The following is an 18933-nucleotide window of genomic DNA, read 5'->3' as shown; positions in this document are numbered from 1 at the left end:
GAGAGCATCGTCGCAGGCGGTGCGCGCGCAACGGTGCTTCACTATATTGAGAATCAGGCCGTTGTTCAGGAGGGGGAACTGGTGCTCTTTGACTTGGGCGCGGCCTATCAACACTATTGCGCAGATATCAGCCGCACCTTTCCCGTATCAGGTGTGTTTAGCGAGCGGCAGCGGCAGGTGTATGATGTGGTATGCCAGGCGCTCGAAGAGACGACTGCGATGATTAAACCGGGTGTCAGTTTCACAGAGTTGAATGAGTGTGCGAAAACCATCCTGGCAGATGGCCTGATGCGCATCGGCGTCATGACATCGCCTGAGCAACTCCCCACCTATTATTACCACTCTGTGGGACATTTTCTAGGACTCGATACGCATGATGTCGGGGATCGCAAAGGAACGCTGCTTGAACCTGGTATGGTGATTACGGTGGAGCCGGGTCTCTACATCGCAGAATGGGATATTGGCATTCGTTTGGAAGATGATGTGCTCGTGACAGGGGACGGGCACGATGTTTTGTCAATGGCGATTCCGCGGCGCGCAGATGATGTCCTTGAGTGGATGAAAAACGTTCGTTGATTCAGGTTGATCGTAGAGAATCGCGACTAAAGATAAATGAACCCCACCGCGGTGCGCGGTGGGGTTCGTCTGATGTACGACTTCAGTTCAGTGCACGAGTTCACGAGCGCGGTCACTCAATTCCAGGTAAGTTTCTGAGAGTAGCTCAGGCGTCATGGGGCGCGCCACGACATAGCCTTGCGCATAATCGCAACCCTCTTGACGCATCCAGTGAATCTGCTCGATGTGCTCCATGCCTTCTGCGATGACGCGCAGGTTTAATTCTCGCGCGAGCGCCAAAATCGCCGTCACAATGAAGCGAGGGTTCTGCTCATCCGACGAGAGTTTTGTAAATGATTTGTCCACTTTGATGACATTGATGGGGAATTGTTGCAGATATGAAAGCGAGGAATAGCCTGTCCCAAAGTCGTCGATTGCAATGCGGACGCCGAGGTCGCGCAGCTGGTGGAGTTTATTCATGATTTGATCTGTGTTTTTCATAGCAAGACTCTCAGTGATCTCAAGGCCAAGCGATGTTGGTGGAAGTCCCGTCTCGCGAAGAATCGTTTGAATGGACGAGAGCAGATCAGGCGATTGGAACTGGCGCGGCGAGAGATTTACCCAGACTGTCTCGTACGAAATGCCTTGTTGTTCCCAACGCTTCATTTCTAGACAGGCCATGCGCAGCACGGTCTCACCCAATTCGACAATCAGCCCACACTCTTCGGCGAGTTGGATAAATTCCCCTGGAGGGAGTAGCCCGCGCGAGGGGTGAAGCCAACGAACCAACGCCTCCACGCCAACAATGATCCCGGACGACAGATCAATTTGCGGCTGGTAGTAGACGGTGATCTCCCCGTTGGAAAGTCCTTCTCGCAGTTCGTGTTCTAGTGCAAGCGTCTGCTCGTCTTGCAGGGTCGCCTCAAACGTCGTGACAATGTTTCTTCCCACGTGTTTTGAGCGATACATTGCGATATCAGCCTGTTTCATCAGCGTATCAAAGTCGCTTTCTTCTTTGCCGATCCAAGCGACGCCAAGACTTGCCGTAAGGTAGAGAACGTGAGTACGGACGGAGAGTGGCGAGGCGATCGCATCAAGGATCCTTTTACAAACCAGATCAATATCTGAAGTTGAATTCATCTCCGTCAAAAGCACGGTGAATTCATCGCCGCCCATGCGTGCAACCATGTCTTTCGACTTTACACCGTTGCGCAGGCGCTCAGATACGTGTTTTAAAACCATGTCGCCAAAGTCGTGCCCGAGTGAATCGTTGATCGTTTTAAATCGATCAAGGTCGATCAGTACGAGCGCAGAAAGTGTCTGTGAAGCCTGCGTTTGCTCAATCATCTCATGGACGTGATCGCGAAAGCGGCGACGGTTTGGAAGGTGCGTCAATGGGTCATGAAATGCCAATGTCTGCATTTCATTTTCAGTAGCCCTGCGTTTTGTGATATCGCGCGAGACGGCGACAATTTGCTTGCGACCGCCGTCTGTCGCGAGCGCGGTCGCGTGTGTTTCAAGAAGGAGATAAGTACCGTCGAGCGTGCGGATGCGAAACTCGAATTGGCGAAAGCCTTCTGCTGTTTTATAGATTTGTATAAATGTATCTCGAACAAAGGAAAAGTCGTCTGGATGAATCATTGTAGAGAAATTATGCGTCTGTTCGACAGGATGATACCCAAGCAGTGAGAGATGGCTGGGCGAGGCATAGAACAGTTCCCCGTCTTCATAAAAGATCGCGATGAGATCAGACGTGTGTTCGGCTATCATGCGATAGTGAAGTTCCGATTGTTTAAGCTGACGATCCATCCTGCGTTGCATGAAGACTTCACGAACGGTGATTGCAAAGACTGCTGTGTAGACGGCAAGAAAGGCGAATCCGTGCCACGGTTTTTGAATGATCTCCTGTTGCAAAAAGAGCAAGAAGACACAGGCGCCAGAGAAGATCAATGAGACGATACACGGTCGCATTGCGACGCGGCTTGACAGGTAGAGAAAGGCGAGTGCAGAAAGCGCAAAAAATGCCGACGGTTTAAAACCGAGTATGGCGAGCGCCGCGAGAGCAGACGGAATAAAAACCAAAAGAAAGCGATTGCCCCACCTCGTTGGGAGGGAGCCTACGTTCGCGAAAGGTTGAAGAATGAAAATCACTCCGGTGGCATCTAATGCGAAATAAGCCGTCTACTTCCGAAAAGTCGAAAGGATTCAAAGAAATGAAGCTTGAATTGAATCTACCATAAGATGGTTGATTTCGGCAATATTCGACAAAAAATGACACGAAAATAGTGCGAAGAGCGGATCTTATCTTTCACCCGCTCTCCGCACTCACTGCTTTTTTACGCGCGCGGTGGAATGATCAGGAATGCATCCGGCAAAAAACGCATACCGTATGGCGGATTGTTCGTATCTGGTGTGTTGACGAGCTGCGCCGGCTTACCTGGAAGATGGACCATCATCGTGGCCGATCCACCGCCATCCAGGTTGAACGCATTGACCACACCTTGACTTGCCATGATCGAGGCAACTTGACCAAGGGATGCCCCGACATCCCAGAAACCGTTGCCCCAGCGACCGTCGTTCACGTAGAAGACGATCGAACCGTTTGCCTTCTGGCCAATCACCGTGCGCGGCGCGTATCCCCATCCGTCGGTGCCGGTGACCAGCACTTTTCCGTTTGCGATCAGTTCAGGACCGAACTGAATGGCGTATTTGACGTGTTGCGAAAGCATATAGGATGTCGAGTAGGCGCCCATAAACCACTTACCGCCAGCTGACATCCCCATGACTTGATTCGTTCCGGCAAGATAGGACGCGGGACTGACCAGTTTGCCGTTAATAATGATCAGGCCGATCGGCGTGCCGCCATTGCCGTCACCACCCGGATCGTTGAATCCGCCTGCATTGATTCCGGCGATTGCGTGATACAGGTTCATCGATTCGCGCAGTGTGAGTCCGCGTCCAGCTGGTCCTCCAGTGGTTTTCACCAGGTGGAGCCAAGAAGGATGGGCAATGGTGATCTCATAGGCGGTAAACCCATTCTCATTCAACGTCTGCACCTGAATGCTTTTGGAAATCTGACTCGCCGTAGGCACGCCGCTTATGTCTTGCGATGTTCCGCTTGGGAACAGATTGACGAGCGCGGGGTGCATAAACTGATACGCGATCTGAGATAGACTTGAACCCGGAAGCAGGTATTTTGCGAGATAGCGGTGCTGGGATGTATACAGATCTTCTGCGAGAATGTAGCGCAAATTGTAAAAACCGTTTGTTGCGACGATCGTGCCGACAATGAACGTCGCGATGCCCCAGCCGATGAGTCTGCGCAAGCGGCGTTTTTTCTTCACGCGGACATTTCGGGATAACGCTTCCTGTTTGGTGTTTGTTTGCGTCGTCTGCGGATCTTGTTGTTGAGTCTCCAGTTCCGTGATTGTCGTCTCCTTTAGAAAAACAATAAAGTCTATTATACGCACCTTTCAATCTACGTCGATCCAATTTAATCATCGTTCATGAACCTGACGATTATCTGGGAAATCTGCCTGAAATACAGCGGAATTTTCCGGTAAAAAAGGTAACACCGACCGCGCGAGGGCGATCGGTGTTTGTTTGGCACACCTCTAAGTGTGATGAGCGTTTAGTTGCGCGAGATGAGCTGACCTGCGCGTCGGCGGTACTGGTACTGTTTCCACTGAAACCGCACGAAGCAACCGACGCAGAACCCGGCGATCGCGACTGCGGCGGCAAGCCCTACCATGATCTGAAAGATAAGCGCGAGCACGTGTTGGTGAAACCATGTCGCGAGTAAACTTGCCGCGAGTAGTGAAACGGCGATCCACTGGTTAAACTGTTGCTGTGCGCGATCTTCTTGGATGTATGAGGAGAGCGGTTTGCGAAGTAGCGCCTTCGCCGCGAACATGACCGGGTTTTTGCCAAAAACCAGTCCGGAGATTCCAGCGAGCATTGGCAGGAGCAGAGCCCATGTGGCGCCGAGCAGTAGGGAGACGATGACAGACAGGACAATGATCCATTGGTTTGCCCGGGTCAGCGGGCGCGGTATCGTTTGATTCACCATGCTAAATACCCCTTTATCCGACTTGTTTAATCAGTATTGTCTACCATAGAACGGTTTGCGTCAAGTGGAAGTTTGAAACGAGGTTGTTCTTGGATGACGCTGGCAGATTGAACGTGGTACCATGGCAAGCAGAAGCGGATCTTCAGGATTGCGCAACAAGGAGGAGATATGTAGTGGGCACACAAGTTGTCAATATGACGTCGTCTGATCTCGACCGTCGGCTCAAAGCAGGGGAAAAGGTGGTGCTGATCGATGTTCGAGAGCCAGGTGAAGTCGCAGAAGGAATGATTTCAGGCGCGATCAACATCCCCCTGGGGGAATTGCCTGATCGTCTTAAGGAGATCGACGCTGATAAAGAAGCGGTGATCATCTGCCGCAGTGGCGGACGTAGCACGCGCGCGTGTGAAATTCTCTTGGAAAATGGGTTTCAGCATGTGAAAAACCTGTCCGGCGGAATGCTCGGCTGGTCTGGCGACGTGGAGTAGTCCTGATGATCGCCGCAGAGGTTTGATCGATTTGCCCGCGCGGCGGTGTCGTCAACCTCCGCTTCGCGTTGATGAAAATTTTTAGGATAGCGCCCTTTATAGGGTGCTTTTTTCTGTTATATGATGTATATATATTCTATAACAAATAGAATAAAGGTGATTCGCTTGTTTTTAAGCCTGGAACTCGAGAGTGAGACGCCGCTCTATATGCAAATTCGCGATCAAATCATCGAAGGTTTAGCGTGCGGGGAGCTCCAAGATGGTGAATCGCTTCCCTCTACGCGACAGTTGGCGATGGACTTTGGGATCAACTTCCACACCGTTAACAAGGCGTACGACATGCTGCGCCAGGAAGGGATTCTGCGCCTGAATCGCAAGACGGGCGCCATCGTTTCGCTTACGCACGCCGATCCTTCGTTTGCACTCGCGTGGACAGCTCGTTTGCGCGTTTTGCTCGCAGAGGCGCATGTCAAAGGCATGTCAAGTGGTATCATCGACCACGCCATTCGCGGCATCATGGCTTCGTTTCAATCGCAAAAGGAGGGGGAACAATGAACCCCATTCTCATCATCATGGGCGTGATCACGCTGTTGATCCTTGTTTTGCAGTGGATCATGCCGAAAGTCGTCGAGCCAACCGTTCCTTTTGGTGTCCGCGTTCCGCCTGATCGTTTGCAGGATCCGGCTGTGCGAAAGGCAAAAAAAACGTATGCGCGGGGCCTGTTTTTTGTGTTTCTTATTTGTGTCGCAGCGTGGAGCGCGCTCTGGCGTTTTGGCCTGCGCGGAACAACACTGGAAATGGTGGCTTTGATGCTTCCGCTCATGCCGCTCTTTCTTGATTTTGCGCTGTACTATACCATTCATCGCGCTTTGCTGCGAACAAAACGCGATGAACGGTGGATGGATGGGTACCGACAGGTCATCACGGTCGATACACATGGAGCGACACGGCGAAAGGCGGTTTCGTGGAAGTGGTCGTTGCCAACGGTTGTACTCCTGCTTGCTGGATTTGCGGCTGGCATCCTGCGCTATCCGCAGATTCCACATGTATTTCCAGTTCACTTTAACGTGCGCGGTGTCGCAAACGGGTTTGCCACAAAGTCGTTCATGAGCGTCTTTACATTGTCGTTTCTAGGGCTTGGTCTGTTCATACTCATGATCGTTTTACAGCGCGCGACGCTTCAAACAAGCGGCAATCTCGATCCCGCCGATCCGGTCGGATCAGCGCAACGCATCACCTTGCGCATGAAGCGCTTGTTTCACGCAAGTTGGCTTCTGATCGCGTTTGTGAACGCAAGCCTTTTTTTGGGCGAACTGTCCATGTGGGGCGTAATTTCTAAAGCGCCGAGTACCATGATGCTGACCACCATGCTTCCGATCGTTGCGGGTATAATCGTCTTGATTTTTATGCTGGGCAGCTTTACGCGAAAGGCGTCTGACGGGGTCGCGCAGGGATCGGAATCTGCTCGCGTTGTGCGCCGGGATGATGATGCCAATTGGGTGCTCGGTGCTTTTTACTTCAATCGTGAGGACCCGCGTTGGCTGGTTGAAAAGCGATTCGGCGTAGGCTTTACTGCGAATTTTGCACATCCGCTTTCATGGGTGCTGCTTGGCGGCGTTGTCGTGGTCGTGGTTGTCAGTATCCTTTTAGTACCTCACGTAAAGAAAGGGTGAGCGAGATGGCTAACAGAGCGTCTGCAATTGAGTTTTTGGTCGCGAACGGAAACGCTGTTGAGCAGGCGCGTCTGCAGGTTTTTTTGGGAAATTGCCCTGCACTTGACGTGGTGTTAAAAGAAATCGCTGATCGGCAGCGCCAGGATGGAAGTTTTGCGCCATTCTGGGATGCAGGCGCGCACTCGCTGGATGCCACTTGCTATCATTTGGCGGTTCTTGAACAGCTGGGCGTTACGGAAGGTCAGATCGTCGAACGCGCCCGCACCTTTTTGTGGTCGCGCCGCCAGGAGGACGGCTCTTTTCAAGAGGATGAAACATACAGCGCGATTGCGCCGCCGTGGGCGAAACCAGGGGTGCTTGAGGCAACGCTTTATCTGACTTCGAATGCGGGGTTTTGGCTCGCAACTGCGGCGCGCGATGACGAGCGTCTCACTGCGTCAGCTCATTTTCTCGTAGATCATCTGGGGCAGGATGGCCGATTTCCAACCTATTTTCACGCGCACTGGCTGGCTGCGGGTTTCCTTTTTGGAGTTGGCGAAATCGAGTGCGCAAACGCACTTCTGGCCGGACTTGAAAAAAGGCTTGCGATTCTTGAGGCGAGTCAACTCGCGTGGATGGTAAACGCTCTCTGTCTGCACGGCGTCTCGCGCGACCATACGCTTGTGGATGCCGCCGTGCGGCGTCTGATGAACCTGCAACAGGCGGATGGGCGGTTTGCGAGTGAGGACGGCACGTGGCAGGATGTGCACACGACGCTTGAGGCGCTTCGCGCGCTGCAAGGGATAGGGGCGTGGGATGCGTGATGACAGAGAACCGGGGTACGGCACCGTTTTCGAATGTTGACGATTAAACGATAGTGGCACATCATCGCTATTGACCTTGACGTGAAGGAAGGGAGACGATCTGCAATTTCATGATGTACAATAGACGATATAAATGTCACTATATTTAAAAAAGAGTTTGTTGGCAAGGAGGACGGTATGGACGATCTGCTGCGCACATTTATTATGATCGCTGAAAAAAATAGTTTTACCAAAGCAGCGGCAGAGTTGCATTTGACCCAATCCGCCGTCAGCCGTGAGATTCAAGTTCTTGAAAAAAAGTATGGTGTTTTACTGTTTGAGCGATCGAACAGATATGTTCGACTCACAAAAGCGGGTGAAATTTTATACACGCAAGCAAAAACAATCGTTGTTCAATATGAGTTGATCAAAAGATTAATGGATGATTTGACACATACAGCAAAGGGCGAACTTTCAATTGGCTCGGGATATACGTTTGGAGAATATCTCTTGCCGAAGATGATTCAGGATTTCATCACGCGTTATTCTGACATCATCCCTAAGATTACAATTAAAAATTCACGTCGGATTGTCGATCAAGTGCTTCGCCACGAATTGGACATAGGAATCATTGAAGGATCATTTGATACATCAGGTTTGATCACGCGATCCTTTGCGAAGGATGAAATGGTCGGTATTGTTTCACCTGCACACCCCATCATGGATAAGCAAGAAATCGAGTTGTATGACTTGCGAAATGAGACATGGATTCTGCGTGAGCGAGGGTCGGGTACGCGCGATGTCACGGATCGATTGTTTGAAACACAGGGATTCATGCCTCGCTCCACGATGGAGTTTGGGAGTTCGCAAGTGATCAAAGAAGCGGTGGAAGCGGGACTTGGCGTTTCCTTGATTTCCAAATGGGCCATTCGTAAAGAACTTCAATACGACTTTTTAAAATCGTTTACTCTAAAAAATTCTCCCGTGATCAGAGAATTGTATTATGTATTGCCGAATTCCAGATTTCGAACGCGGGCGACAGACCTTTTTATCCAGTTTATCACTGAAAACATATCATCAAGTCGAGCAATCCATGAATGATTCTCATGATGAGAATGCGTATCATTCGTTTTACAAGATTAACTCGCGCGGATTATTCTTATACTTACAAAAATTAAAATAAAAACATGGGAGAGGGAAAATGGGGGCATTTTCCTGACCATGACGTCAATTGCAAAAAGGGGTCAAAGCCATGAGACGGGTTCACAGACGAAAGGGTATTCTCCCAATCGCCACTTCGGTGATGATGTTAACATCTTCGCTCGTAGCAGCGAGCCTGCCTAACGCCTTGGCAGCGACGATCCATCACGGTGGGACAGTGGTAGAGGCACTGCCTCCGCAAGTCGATATCAACTGGTACTTGCCACTGCGTCCCAATGTATACAACAGTCTGTATGACGCATGGGCTTCGGGACTGATGTATAAGGGTCTCTTTCATATTGACGGGAAGGGACAAATTGATTATGCACGCAGTATTGCAAGCAAAATTTCCTGGAATCCCAAAGGGACTGTTTATACGGTTTCACTTAATCCAAAATGGCATTGGTCGAATGGTCAGCCTGTCACAGCGCGCGATGTTCAATTCACCTGGAATTTGATCAAGGCGGCAAGCGCCAGTACGGCGCCGGCTCCGTGGCCGTATTCTGGTGCAGGATCTGGGGGAATTCCGAGTGATGTTCAGTCCTTTAAGGTGCTCAATAATGATACGTTTCAAATCACGCTCAATCAGCCAGTCAACCAAGTCTGGTTCGAATACAACGGTCTCTCTGACTTGCTCCCACTGCCAGAAGCATCGTGGAATAAATATCCCCACAATGTGAATCAGGAACTTTCGTACCTCGCCAATAACGGAAACAATCCAGCATTCTTTTCTGTGACTGACGGGCCATTTAAGATGGCTTCCGCGGTGCAAAATGTATCGTGGAAGTTTATCCCCAATCCAAAATACGATGGACATAAGCCGTATCTTGACAGTCTTGTACTCTCGTACGAGACATCGGACACTGCCGAAGTTGACGCATTGCGAACGGGTACGGTACAGGTGGGTTATCTTCCTGCCTACATGTACGGAAGTCGATCACAGTTGACGTCAGACAAACTGTTCCCTTCTTATAGTTTCAGCATGCCAGTGACGAGGCTGAATTTCAAAAATAAAGTCATGGGTCCCGTCTTTAAACAACTCGCAGTTCGGCAAGCGATGCAAATGGGAGTGGATCAGCTCAGCATCATTAAAGATTTGTATGATGGGCTCGGGGTACCTGGTACAGGACCCATTCCTGCGTATCCAAACGCCTTTTTGCCGCCGACATTAAAAAAACCGATTTATTCATTCAATCCGACAGCAGGCATAAAGCTGCTCGAAAAAAACGGCTGGCATGAAGTCAATGGCGTGATGCAAAATGCGCAAGGAAAATCTCTCTCTTTTGAAGTCCAATATCCGTCAGGCAATACAACGACTGCGGCGATGGTGCAACTGCTTCAACAAGATTGGGCGATGGAGGGGATTAAGGTTACGCTTCTCCCACTTCCATTTGCAACGCTTCTTCACTACCACCATCAACCATCGAAATGGGAAGTGCAAGCGGGCATCAGTTGGAGTTACGGTGGGACGTATCCAACAGGCGGTGGCATTTATGGAACGAATGGCGGGTACAACTTCTTTGGTTACAGCAATCCCGTGATGGATCGTTTGATCCTCGCAACACACAAACCACACGCAACCGCGCAAGCGGCACAGCAAGCGTTAGACGCATACGCCAACTTTGCCGCTCATCAATTACCGAACTTGTACATGCCGCTTCCCGCATCCTTGACGGAGATTGGGAAAAATGTGCACGGAGTGGAGAAAAGTTCGAACTCATTTACGAATTCGATCTCTCCACAATATTGGTGGACCAATTAAAACAGAAATTGCGGCGCCTTGCACAAAGGCGCCGCTTCTGAAAATGGAATGGGCAGTTACGCGTGATGGCGGAAGGGAGTGACATGGTGATTGCGCTTCGGGAGATCACAAGGAGTTCTAAAGTTACTCCTCGCCAGAAAGAATCGTGGGTTTGGTCGTCGCTCGCACGGTTTTGGGAGCAACCATTAGGGCGCGTAGGGTTAGGGATTTTCTTGTTCCTCATCCTGTTTTGCTTTGCGGGGCCCATGGTCTATCCTGCTGATCCGTTTCAGATGCATCTGATTTCAATTTTACAGCCTCCGTCTCCCGCCTACCCTTTAGGAACGAACAATTTGGGGCGCAATATGCTTGCGCGCTTGATGCTTGGAGGGCAGCCTTCACTCGAAGTGGGATTTATAGCGGCGACTGCCGCGATGGTCATCGGCGTCGTCTACGGAATGGTGTCTGGATTTGTGGGCGGTTGGGTAGATACGCTTTTGATGCGCATCATTGATGTACTGCGCTCCGTGCCGACCCTTTTTCTCATGGTTTTTCTTGACTCCGCGTTTCATCCAAGCATCATGTTGCTCATCGTATTGATCGCTTTTACATCATGGCATGGAGTCAGTCGCATTGTGCGCGCTGAAATCTTATCTCTAAAAGAACTGACCTATATAGAATCGGCGACAACCCTTGGCATGTCGAGAATGCGCATTCTCTTTGTCCATCTCCTCCCAAACATCATGGCGACCATCGTTGTTGCGGCGACGTTTATGGTGGGCGACTCTGTTTTAATTATTGCTGGACTTAGTTTTCTCGGGCTGGGCCTCCCGCCCCCGGAACCGAATTGGGGATCGATGCTCGCAAACGCCATGGCGTATCTTCCGCAGAATTCTTGGTGGCTCATTTATCCGCCAGGAATCGCAATCCTTGGAACCGTCTTATCGATTAACTTTCTTGGTGATGCACTCCGCAAGGCGTTTGATGTGAGGCTAAACAGAAGAGGGTAGGATGAAGATGATTCGCTACACACTCCATCGCGTTTTGCAGGCCATCCCCACCATGATCGGCATCACGCTTCTCAGTTTTATTCTCATGCATATTGTACCTGGGGGACCGGCAACCGTCATGCTGGGGGATAAAGCGACGCCACAATTGATTGCGCAAATCAATCGATCGCTCGGGCTTGATAAGCCTATTTATGTGCAATATCTGATCTGGATTTCAAAATTACTACAAGGAAATTTAGGTTACTCGTATTCCTATCACCAATCTGTGACGAGTTTGATCGCGTTGAATTTACCGAGAACGTTGATTCTTGTCGTAAGTGCGATCGTGATTTCACATATCCTTGCGATTTTAGTGGGAGTATTTCAAGCAGCCCGCAAGGATACGCGTTTCGATTATGGTATTACGGTGGTGATTTATTTCCTCTATGCGATGCCCACCTTTTGGTTAGGTGTTATTCTCATCTCGATCTTTTCTATCGGTTTAAACTGGCTGCCTTCTGGCGGAATCAGCAGTCCGCTTAATCCTAATCCGGGATTTGTCAGCTATGTGCGACACATGATTTTACCGGCGTCCGTTCTGATTTTGACAACGATTCCTGGGTGGAGCCGGTACTTGCGATCATCCATGATTGAGACGATGCTCCAGGACTATGTTCGAACGGCCCATGCAAAAGGATTGCGACAGGCGCGGATTATGATTCGGCATATTCTGCGCAATTCGCTACTCTCGCTCGTGACGCTGATTGGAATGAGTCTTCCAGGACTTTTTAGCGGCGCATTAATCATCGAGATGATCTTTAATTATCCTGGAATGGGACTCCTTTTCTGGACTGCCGCGCAGAATCGGGATTATCCCATTCTACTCGGCATTGTCACACTGGTTGGCATCTTGACGATCCTTGGGAATTTGTTATCCGATTTGTTGTACGGATGGCTCGATCCGCGTATCAAATATCAATCATGAACCACTGCCCTGACGGTGATCACAGCGGACCTGTGATGGGATGTGCGAGCGCAATACGCCTTGTCTCACAGCAAGTTCCGCCATGCGCTTCACGATAAATCGATCACTGACTTAGAAGCTGCTCAATCATTTAATCCCTTGCCATTCAGTATTTTCTCCATGCTTTTTTCAATCCGTGACTCCCGAGTTTTGGGTTGTTTGGGTTGAGAAAAATAGAGAAGATATGCCCTTTGCCGCCCTGGCGTCAACGCCGCAAAAGCGGTTTTTAAGGCAGGGGATTCATCGAGTTTATTTTGGAATTCCTGCGGCATGATGAATTCCGATGTCTTCTTGAAATTTACTTCCAAACCGCTTTTTTCAACCTCAATGGCTTCAAAGATATAGTCTCTCAAGGTGGACTCTGTTGCAATGATTTCACGAACATTTTTGAATCGAATCTGGCGTCCTGCCTGTACATTCTCTGTTTGCTGTGTGAGAATCCCGTGGGCATCCTGTAACAAGGCGCCTTTGTGAAACAGGAGCGCACAGTATTCTTTAAATCCGTGGATTAAAACGATATTTTTTCCATCAAACGTGTAACATGGATGCATCCACTTAAAATCCTCGGTCAAATCACAGTCGAGAGCGATTCTTCGAAGCGTTTCATATTCTTCCTTCCATTTTTTTGATTTATTTAGGAATTCATCCACATTAGGATTCATGATACGCTCTGTCATCAAGATACTCCTCTTCACAAGGGATCGAACGGCTTCGTTTTGAATGGCATTTCCTATAAAATCGTCTTTTTGTTTGTCCACTTTTGATCTCCGTGCCAAACGATCGCAACTCGACGTTTTTGATTCATGGAGCCAGCTCCTTTGGTGATGTGATAGAATCAGAGAATGGGCATGAACCTATTGTAGTACATATGGGAGGGCATGACAGCTTGGCAAAAGACATTTATCTTCAACCGGACGCGCCTGATCCGATACACAGTGACGATGTGGTGCTGGCCATGGTTCGCAAGCATGTGCCTGAGGCAAAAGCAGTCACGGGTGTTGACGAGTCTGGTGGCGAAGCGCGCACCTATGCAATCGATGGGGACGTGATTTTGAAAGTTCAGCGCCCACAGCAACTGCGCCCGCGAACCAGCCTGGAAAAGGAAGCATTTTTTCTGAATCAATTGGCCATGGATGAACGTATCAGCGTCCCGCGTGTACTTGGCTACGGACGCGAGGGAACGATTGAGTATACGGTGATGACACGGATGCCTGGCGTGGCTGTCGTGAACACGGTTCTTGAAGGGAACGTCCGCAAAGAAATGCTTTTTCGGCTTGGGCAAACGTTGAGACGAATCCATTCACTGCAACAGCAGCCGTTTGTGGCGAGCCACCAGTTTCCTGGTGACCAAACCTTTGCCGATGTGGCGGAGCGATTTCGGGATGCATTTGAGGGTCTTATTGAGCGCATAAGCGAGAAAGAGATCGCATGGTCATTGCCTTTTTCACCAAGGTTTGTAGCGGAAAAAGCTGTGGCTGCTCTACCGCATTCAGAGGACCGGGTTGCGCTGCACTCAAATCCTGGGCCCACGCACACGTTTGTCGATCCGAACACGGGGTTGTTTACAGGTCTGATTGACTTTGGAGATTCGTATGTCAGCCACCCTGCCTGGGACCTTTGGCGCTGGAATCTTCCCGAAGACAGGCAAGCGGTACTTGCAGGATATAGGTCAGACAAATCGGTGGATGACGCGTTTCTTGGCACATGGAAGATTGTCATGATACTTTCGAACTTGATGGCTATTGCCTATCAGACAAAGACAAGGGTCGAAGCAGAGAGGGATTTGCAGGAACAGATGGCAGAACTGGTGTGATGGAAGCTTTGCCTGGCGCAACATTTTTCTCATGTGGCATGAGCATCATCTCGGCGCTTTTTTCTGATGCCCTGCTTTTTGCGCATGGTTCAGATGTCGCGCCTGCTTTGCATGGCGTGGCAACCCAAATGGACGGAATTGTAAAAATCGTTTGCGAAACGTATACAGGAAAGGAAGTGCTATTAAGCGTGTCTGAATCATACACCAGCGAATTGACGGTGACTACTGCATGTTCGCGCCCTTATGCGCAATAAGACAGGAGCACGCTACTCAGAGCTGAGGGACTGAATGCACTCTGGCGTCATCTGTCTCACCTGACGCATAATCAAGGGAAGAAGAGCAACCAAAATAAAGATTACTCCACCGACGGTTGCAACTGATTTAAACCCAAAGATCCTCGACATTGGTACTGCCAGTATTTCTCCTAAAGGTATAGCGATATAAGATCCAAAATCATCGAAGGCACATACGCGTGAGAGTTTGTCTTTCGGTACAGCTTGTTGTAATGAGGTGTCCCAGGCTACGCCTGATATAGCTGATCCCGCTCCAGCCAATGCAGCACCAACGACGAGATACGGCAAAGCATACCCTTGACCAAGCATAATCATAGGTATACCGCTTACTGAAATTGCCAACATGCACTCGCGAAGCGGACGCCTTAATTGGAACTTTAGCATCGCCAAGCTAGCCACTAAGAGACCCAGCGATTTTATACCAAGCGTTAATCCCCACCCAGCAGACCCAAAGGTATGCCTAGCAATAATGGGTCCAAGAACTTGCCACACTCCCATCTGAATTGCATTCATCAACGCAAATGCAGCAGTAATCGACCAAATCCAACGATGACGACGGAAGTAGGACCACCCTTCACGCATGTCTTGCATAATAGTCGCTTGCGTAATAGGAGGATGAGACGGAATACGGACTTGACTAAAACAAAACGCAGCAACGAAAAAACTGACGGCATCAATTGCAATCCCCCAACCGCCACCGACTGTTGCCACCAAAATCCCTGCTACCGTTGGACCGACGATTTTGGCAGAATTCCGGGATACATTGAGTAGCGAATTCGCTTGTTTAATATCATCTTTGCTGTCTACTATTTCTGGAACAATGCCGCGCATCGCCGGAGAAGTAAATGCACCCAATACACCGTTTATGATTGCCAATGGGAACATGAAATACGGATTCGCGCCCAAAACAACGATGGCAGCAATGCCTGCCTGAGATAATCCAGACCCTATATTACTAAGAAGTAACAATACATCTCGACGATAACGATCCCCAATCGTTCCGCCGATCAGCACCATCAAAACATTGGGAATCATTTCAGCAGCAAGGATGTATCCCAACAACTGCTGTCCTTTCGGAGCTTGCAGAACTGCGAATGCGAGAGCCACGGGCGTCATAGCACTACCAAACAAAGAAACCGTACGTCCTAAGAAGAACCATCGGAACTGAGGATGAGAAAATATTTCTCTCTTTAGGCTTACCATTGCTCATATTCGCCCCTTACATGATTTCCGAATTAATTTCCGTATCATAACCCATATAAAAAATCAAGTCTAGACTTATAATCTTTAAAGATTTATATTAATAATATGGGATTGAAGCGAGTCACTCCTTTATTTGAATGACCTAAAAGATGAACATACATTGGAATGGGCATTTTGAAATAAGACACTTCCTTTAGTGCGGAAGTGTCTTATTTATCATATTGTTCTTCAGCTATTCTGCCCGTAACTGCAGAAAGTGTATCGAAGAACCAGTGAATGGAATCAAAATCGTGCATACGACAAGCGTAGAAGTTTTTGGGGGATAGATATTCGGAGACAAGAATACATAATCGGCTACCTAACTTATGTCTTCCGTCAACATAAGCCGGGGAACATCGAATCACTGCCGCAGAAAATAAGGTTGATTTCGTGTTACACGACTTGTTACACGGAGACACTTTTACGACGAACATTCATCGGCGAAAGCCTGAAAACCCTTGGCGGGAGCGTGTGGGAATCGAACCCACCGGCGACAACCCGTGCCGCCCACTCGGTTTTGAAGACCGGGAAGGACACCAGTACCCCATCCACCCCCATGAACACTCGCTCTAGTATATCGGCTTGGTTGCCAAAGTGCAAAATGGCGCGAGAACCGCGGTCGCATGCGCGTGCTTCAAAGTAAAAGAGCAGGCGTGCGCCTGCTCTTTTACTGTCGGGGTAATTGTGAAGCGGATGTGCGAGCAGTCCTGGAGGCAGGCTCGGGTGCGCGATCCGCTTGAAGCACATGTATCCTCAGCCCTGAAAGCGGATAGGGGAGGGGCCGTTTTTTGCGAGGGCGTTGGCCCCGTAGACGACGGCGACTGCTGCATCTTTGATGGAGATCGGGGTGCTGTCCATGAAACTTCCGTTTTGCAACTGGAACATGCCAAGCGTTGTGGCGATCGCATCCGCCGCGAGATGATCCGTCGGAATGGACGCGGCGTCGCTCGCCGTGAAGTGAAAGAGTGTCGGGTGTGCAAGCAGGGCATTGTAGCCGAGTGCGCGAGCAAGTAATGTGGCGGCGAATCCGCGCGTTGCCAATGCGTTAGGCTGAAACAGCGGACCCGGCGGGAGCAGCCCCATTTCGTAGGCGGAGACAATCGCGCTAAACGCTGGGCTGGCAGAGGAGACGTCGGAGAGTGACGCTTGGATGCCGTGTGAGAGTCCAGCCATCATCGGTGTGCCGCCTTGGGAAAGATTAAAGGCGCCGACGACCAGCTTTACGAATGCTGCGCGTGTCATGAGTGCATTCGGCTGCGCGTGTCCATTCGCGTCGACCGAAAGTAAGCCATCATTGACGAGCAGTTCAAGCTCTGGCGTTTGCGGGAGACCGACGATATCGCTCGGGATGCCGCGATATCCGGGCGTTTGCGGACCGTTTAACACCTGCCCTGTGAACGCGTCGACCATGCCGCCATAAACAAGACTTCCGACAGGCGCATACGCGAGAATCACATGTCCGGTCGTAGTACCTTGTGCATACCCACTCGGTTGTGTTTCGAGGTACATCAAACTGAGTGGAGCAGCCTTTACCCACGCCTGTTGCGCAGCTTGCAGAGAGATTGCGCCTTTCGGTGATTTGAATGGGCCAGAATTCGACGATTGTAGGGGAGAGTAGTAGTTTGCGACTTGACCCGTCACGCCACTCATCGTCAGGCTTCCGCTGCTTCCGCTGTCAGGTAGACCGTTTACAATCAACTGGATCTGATAATCCGTCGTGGTGCCGGGATATTTTTTAAATGTCATTGGCTTGAGAGCGATCGAACCGAGATCGTTCGGAAAGACGCGCGCGAGAAACGCTTTGGCGCGTGCGAAAAGTTGCGCCGAAGTGTATTGATCTTTCCCGTTGTAGCTTGTTGAACCGCCGTAGGCGCTTTGCAATACACCGTAGGTCGAGTCGATTTGCGCGCTGATTTGGTCATTGGCATTTTTCGGGTTTGTCCACGTAAAGTTCCACATGTTGTCGCCCTGAGGGAAGGATTGTCCCTGACTTGATGTAGTCAGGCTGAAGTTTGTCGGCACGCCGAGCGCTGACTTGGCAAATTGCAGCGCCTGCTGCTCGGTCCAGTTGACTTTCTTCCATAGAAATGCGGCGCGGCCACCGTGTGGATCCAGCGGTTTCAGGGGTGCCTGAGTTGGAATTGGATGTACCTTGCCTGTTGCATCAATCACTTGACCGGTCTGCGCGTCAATTACCGGGATGCCGATGCCACTCGATTGTGTGAGATACCCGGCGTTCCAAAATTCCGGATAGCTGCCGGGATTTAAAGAATACGCGAGAACGGTGGAGGGCGTCGACTGCCCTTGCCAATTCTGTTGATAGGAAAGCGTTAAAGGCAGTCCAGCCGCGTATCGCGCGTTTGCCTGAGTCAGTGAAAGCGCAGGTTTACCCGAAGGGAAGGGGAGGTTTAACCAAGAACTCGAATAGTTGATTAGATTTCCGTTCTGATCGATCACGACTGTGCAGCCGTCAAACGGTGCAGGTACGCCGTTTGCCATGCGGACAAAATCAAACGTGTACTGCACACCTTGGGTGAGTGACGTACCAGTTTGTGGGGCGAGTGGTTCGAGAGTGAGCTGCGCCGCGTGTGTGGGGGAGAGCTTTTTAACCCACGCTTGCGCCGCTTGGGTTGCAGCCGAGAGCGATTCTGGAACGGGAAACACAAAAGACTCGGGACCATTATAGCGATTATAGTTGAGTACCTCACCCGTTTGTGCGTTCAGAGTAACGTTGATCGAATTCTGCTGTTGGGTGGGCGTCGTAAATGTAAACATAAGATTATAACTGGGCGGATTTCCTTGACTCGCTGAGTTGTAGTTTTCCTGCGTCATCGCATAGTACGACGGGATGTGAAAGAGGTTGGTGGCGATTTGCTTTGCGCGCGCAATCGACAGGGTTGTGCTTATGGTTGTGTGTTTCGCTTGTGTTGCGGCGAGGCTGAGTGAGACTGGAGAGAGTGCAAGGATCATGGATGCAGAAAAGAGCATGGCTTGTTTGGTTGACTTCATTCGCTAGGACTCCTTTGAAAGTGTGTTACATCCCTTTAAAGGAATGCGTCTCCTCATA

General features: G+C 50.1%; 17 protein-coding genes and 1 tRNA gene. 11 read left to right on the top strand and 7 right to left on the bottom strand.

What is annotated here, in order from left to right:
- The coding region (locus tag AYW79_RS08480; protein WP_156493893.1) for a M24 family metallopeptidase at positions 1–576 on the top strand (576 nt) is incomplete at its 5' end.
- An 87-nt stretch (positions 577–663) separates the two neighbouring features.
- On the opposite strand, the gene AYW79_RS08475 is transcribed toward AYW79_RS08480, so the two are convergent.
- The 3 genes from AYW79_RS08475 to AYW79_RS08465 form a co-directional block, all read right to left on the bottom strand.
- Positions 664–2706: a putative bifunctional diguanylate cyclase/phosphodiesterase gene (locus tag AYW79_RS08475; RefSeq protein WP_067953035.1), complete on the bottom strand. Its 2043-nt coding sequence runs from the start codon at positions 2704–2706 to the stop codon at positions 664–666.
- A 185-nt stretch (positions 2707–2891) separates the two neighbouring features.
- Entirely contained in the window at positions 2892–4025 is a 1134-nt protein-coding gene (locus AYW79_RS08470; RefSeq protein ID WP_067564479.1) for a phosphodiester glycosidase family protein, read from the bottom strand.
- 161 nt (positions 4026–4186) lie between these two features.
- Positions 4187–4624, bottom strand: a complete 438-nt coding sequence (locus AYW79_RS08465; RefSeq protein WP_067564477.1) for a DUF4395 domain-containing protein — start codon at positions 4622–4624, stop codon at positions 4187–4189.
- 173 nt (positions 4625–4797) lie between these two features.
- On the opposite strand from AYW79_RS08465, the gene AYW79_RS08460 reads away from it, so the two are divergent.
- The 8 genes from AYW79_RS08460 (at position 4798) to AYW79_RS08425 (ending at position 12479) form a co-directional block, all read left to right on the top strand.
- Positions 4798–5109 carry a rhodanese-like domain-containing protein gene (locus tag AYW79_RS08460; protein ID WP_418251486.1) on the top strand — a complete coding sequence of 104 codons (312 nt, stop codon included), beginning with the start codon at positions 4798–4800 and terminating at the stop codon, positions 5107–5109.
- A gap of 165 nt (positions 5110–5274) precedes the next feature.
- Entirely contained in the window at positions 5275–5664 is a 390-nt protein-coding gene (locus AYW79_RS08455; RefSeq protein WP_067564475.1) for a GntR family transcriptional regulator, read from the top strand.
- Positions 5661–6782, top strand: a complete 1122-nt coding sequence (locus AYW79_RS08450; RefSeq protein ID WP_067564472.1) for a DUF1648 domain-containing protein — start codon at positions 5661–5663, stop codon at positions 6780–6782. Before AYW79_RS08455 ends, AYW79_RS08450 begins: the two co-directional genes overlap by 4 nt.
- 5 nt (positions 6783–6787) lie before the next feature.
- Positions 6788–7585 (top strand): prenyltransferase/squalene oxidase repeat-containing protein, encoded by a 798-nt coding sequence (locus tag AYW79_RS08445; RefSeq protein ID WP_067564470.1) that lies wholly within the window; start codon positions 6788–6790, stop codon positions 7583–7585.
- 177 nt (positions 7586–7762) lie between these two features.
- Positions 7763–8665: a LysR family transcriptional regulator gene (locus tag AYW79_RS08440; protein WP_067564467.1), complete on the top strand. Its 903-nt coding sequence runs from the start codon at positions 7763–7765 to the stop codon at positions 8663–8665.
- A gap of 151 nt (positions 8666–8816) precedes the next feature.
- The gene (locus AYW79_RS08435) at positions 8817–10526 is read left to right on the top strand and encodes a peptide ABC transporter substrate-binding protein (protein WP_067564464.1); all 1710 of its coding nucleotides are present in this window, start codon (positions 8817–8819) and stop codon (positions 10524–10526) included.
- A gap of 65 nt (positions 10527–10591) precedes the next feature.
- On the top strand, positions 10592–11515 hold the full coding sequence (locus AYW79_RS08430) for an ABC transporter permease (RefSeq protein WP_231877816.1): 924 nt from the start codon (positions 10592–10594) through the stop codon (positions 11513–11515).
- Position 11516: 1 nt separating this feature from the next.
- Positions 11517–12479, top strand: a complete 963-nt coding sequence (locus AYW79_RS08425) for an ABC transporter permease (protein ID WP_231877817.1) — start codon at positions 11517–11519, stop codon at positions 12477–12479.
- A gap of 122 nt (positions 12480–12601) precedes the next feature.
- Here the strand turns inward: AYW79_RS08425 and AYW79_RS08420 are convergent, their stop codons facing one another.
- Positions 12602–13195, bottom strand: a complete 594-nt coding sequence (locus AYW79_RS08420) for a YdeI/OmpD-associated family protein (protein WP_067564495.1) — start codon at positions 13193–13195, stop codon at positions 12602–12604.
- A 209-nt stretch (positions 13196–13404) separates the two neighbouring features.
- Here AYW79_RS08420 and AYW79_RS08415 point away from each other — a divergent pair, with 209 nt between their 5' ends.
- Together AYW79_RS08415 and AYW79_RS08410 are read left to right on the top strand one after the other, a co-directional pair.
- Positions 13405–14331, top strand: a complete 927-nt coding sequence (locus tag AYW79_RS08415) for a phosphotransferase family protein (protein WP_067564492.1) — start codon at positions 13405–13407, stop codon at positions 14329–14331.
- A complete protein-coding gene (locus tag AYW79_RS08410; RefSeq protein ID WP_067564462.1) occupies positions 14331–14585 on the top strand; it encodes a hypothetical protein in 255 nt (84 codons plus the stop codon). Before AYW79_RS08415 ends, AYW79_RS08410 begins: the two co-directional genes overlap by 1 nt.
- A gap of 12 nt (positions 14586–14597) precedes the next feature.
- Here the strand turns inward: AYW79_RS08410 and AYW79_RS08405 are convergent, their stop codons facing one another.
- From AYW79_RS08405 to AYW79_RS08395, 3 genes are all read right to left on the bottom strand, one after another.
- On the bottom strand, positions 14598–15827 hold the full coding sequence (locus AYW79_RS08405; protein WP_067564460.1) for an MFS transporter: 1230 nt from the start codon (positions 15825–15827) through the stop codon (positions 14598–14600).
- Between the two features lie 498 nt (positions 15828–16325).
- Positions 16326–16422, bottom strand: a tRNA-Sec gene (locus tag AYW79_RS15530).
- Between the two features lie 197 nt (positions 16423–16619).
- Positions 16620–18875, bottom strand: coding sequence for a YcdB/YcdC domain-containing protein (locus tag AYW79_RS08395; RefSeq protein ID WP_067564454.1), 2256 nt, complete (start codon positions 18873–18875; stop codon positions 16620–16622).
- Positions 18876–18933 lie beyond the last annotated feature (58 nt).

Origin of the sequence: Ferroacidibacillus organovorans (assembly GCF_001642725.1) — a bacterium.
GTDB classification, from domain to species: domain Bacteria; phylum Bacillota; class Bacilli; order Alicyclobacillales; family SLC66; genus Ferroacidibacillus; species Ferroacidibacillus organovorans.
The sequence above is the reverse complement of the archived record's forward strand: the minus strand, read 5'-3'. Positions and strand labels throughout refer to the sequence as shown.

Coding starts and splice junctions, on each gene's coding strand:
- AYW79_RS08465 (WP_067564477.1), bottom strand. CDS start 4,624: ATGGTGAATCAAACGATACCGCGCCCGCTGACCCGGGCAAACCAATGG.
- AYW79_RS08450 (WP_067564472.1), top strand. CDS start 5,661: ATGAACCCCATTCTCATCATCATGGGCGTGATCACGCTGTTGATCCTT.
- AYW79_RS08445 (WP_067564470.1), top strand. CDS start 6,788: ATGGCTAACAGAGCGTCTGCAATTGAGTTTTTGGTCGCGAACGGAAAC.
- AYW79_RS08440 (WP_067564467.1), top strand. CDS start 7,763: ATGGACGATCTGCTGCGCACATTTATTATGATCGCTGAAAAAAATAGT.
- AYW79_RS08435 (WP_067564464.1), top strand. CDS start 8,817: ATGAGACGGGTTCACAGACGAAAGGGTATTCTCCCAATCGCCACTTCG.
- AYW79_RS08430 (WP_231877816.1), top strand. CDS start 10,592: ATGGCGGAAGGGAGTGACATGGTGATTGCGCTTCGGGAGATCACAAGG.
- AYW79_RS08425 (WP_231877817.1), top strand. CDS start 11,517: ATGAAGATGATTCGCTACACACTCCATCGCGTTTTGCAGGCCATCCCC.
- AYW79_RS08420 (WP_067564495.1), bottom strand. CDS start 13,195: ATGACAGAGCGTATCATGAATCCTAATGTGGATGAATTCCTAAATAAA.
- AYW79_RS08410 (WP_067564462.1), top strand. CDS start 14,331: ATGGAAGCTTTGCCTGGCGCAACATTTTTCTCATGTGGCATGAGCATC.
- AYW79_RS08405 (WP_067564460.1), bottom strand. CDS start 15,827: ATGGTAAGCCTAAAGAGAGAAATATTTTCTCATCCTCAGTTCCGATGG.
- AYW79_RS08395 (WP_067564454.1), bottom strand. CDS start 18,875: ATGAAGTCAACCAAACAAGCCATGCTCTTTTCTGCATCCATGATCCTT.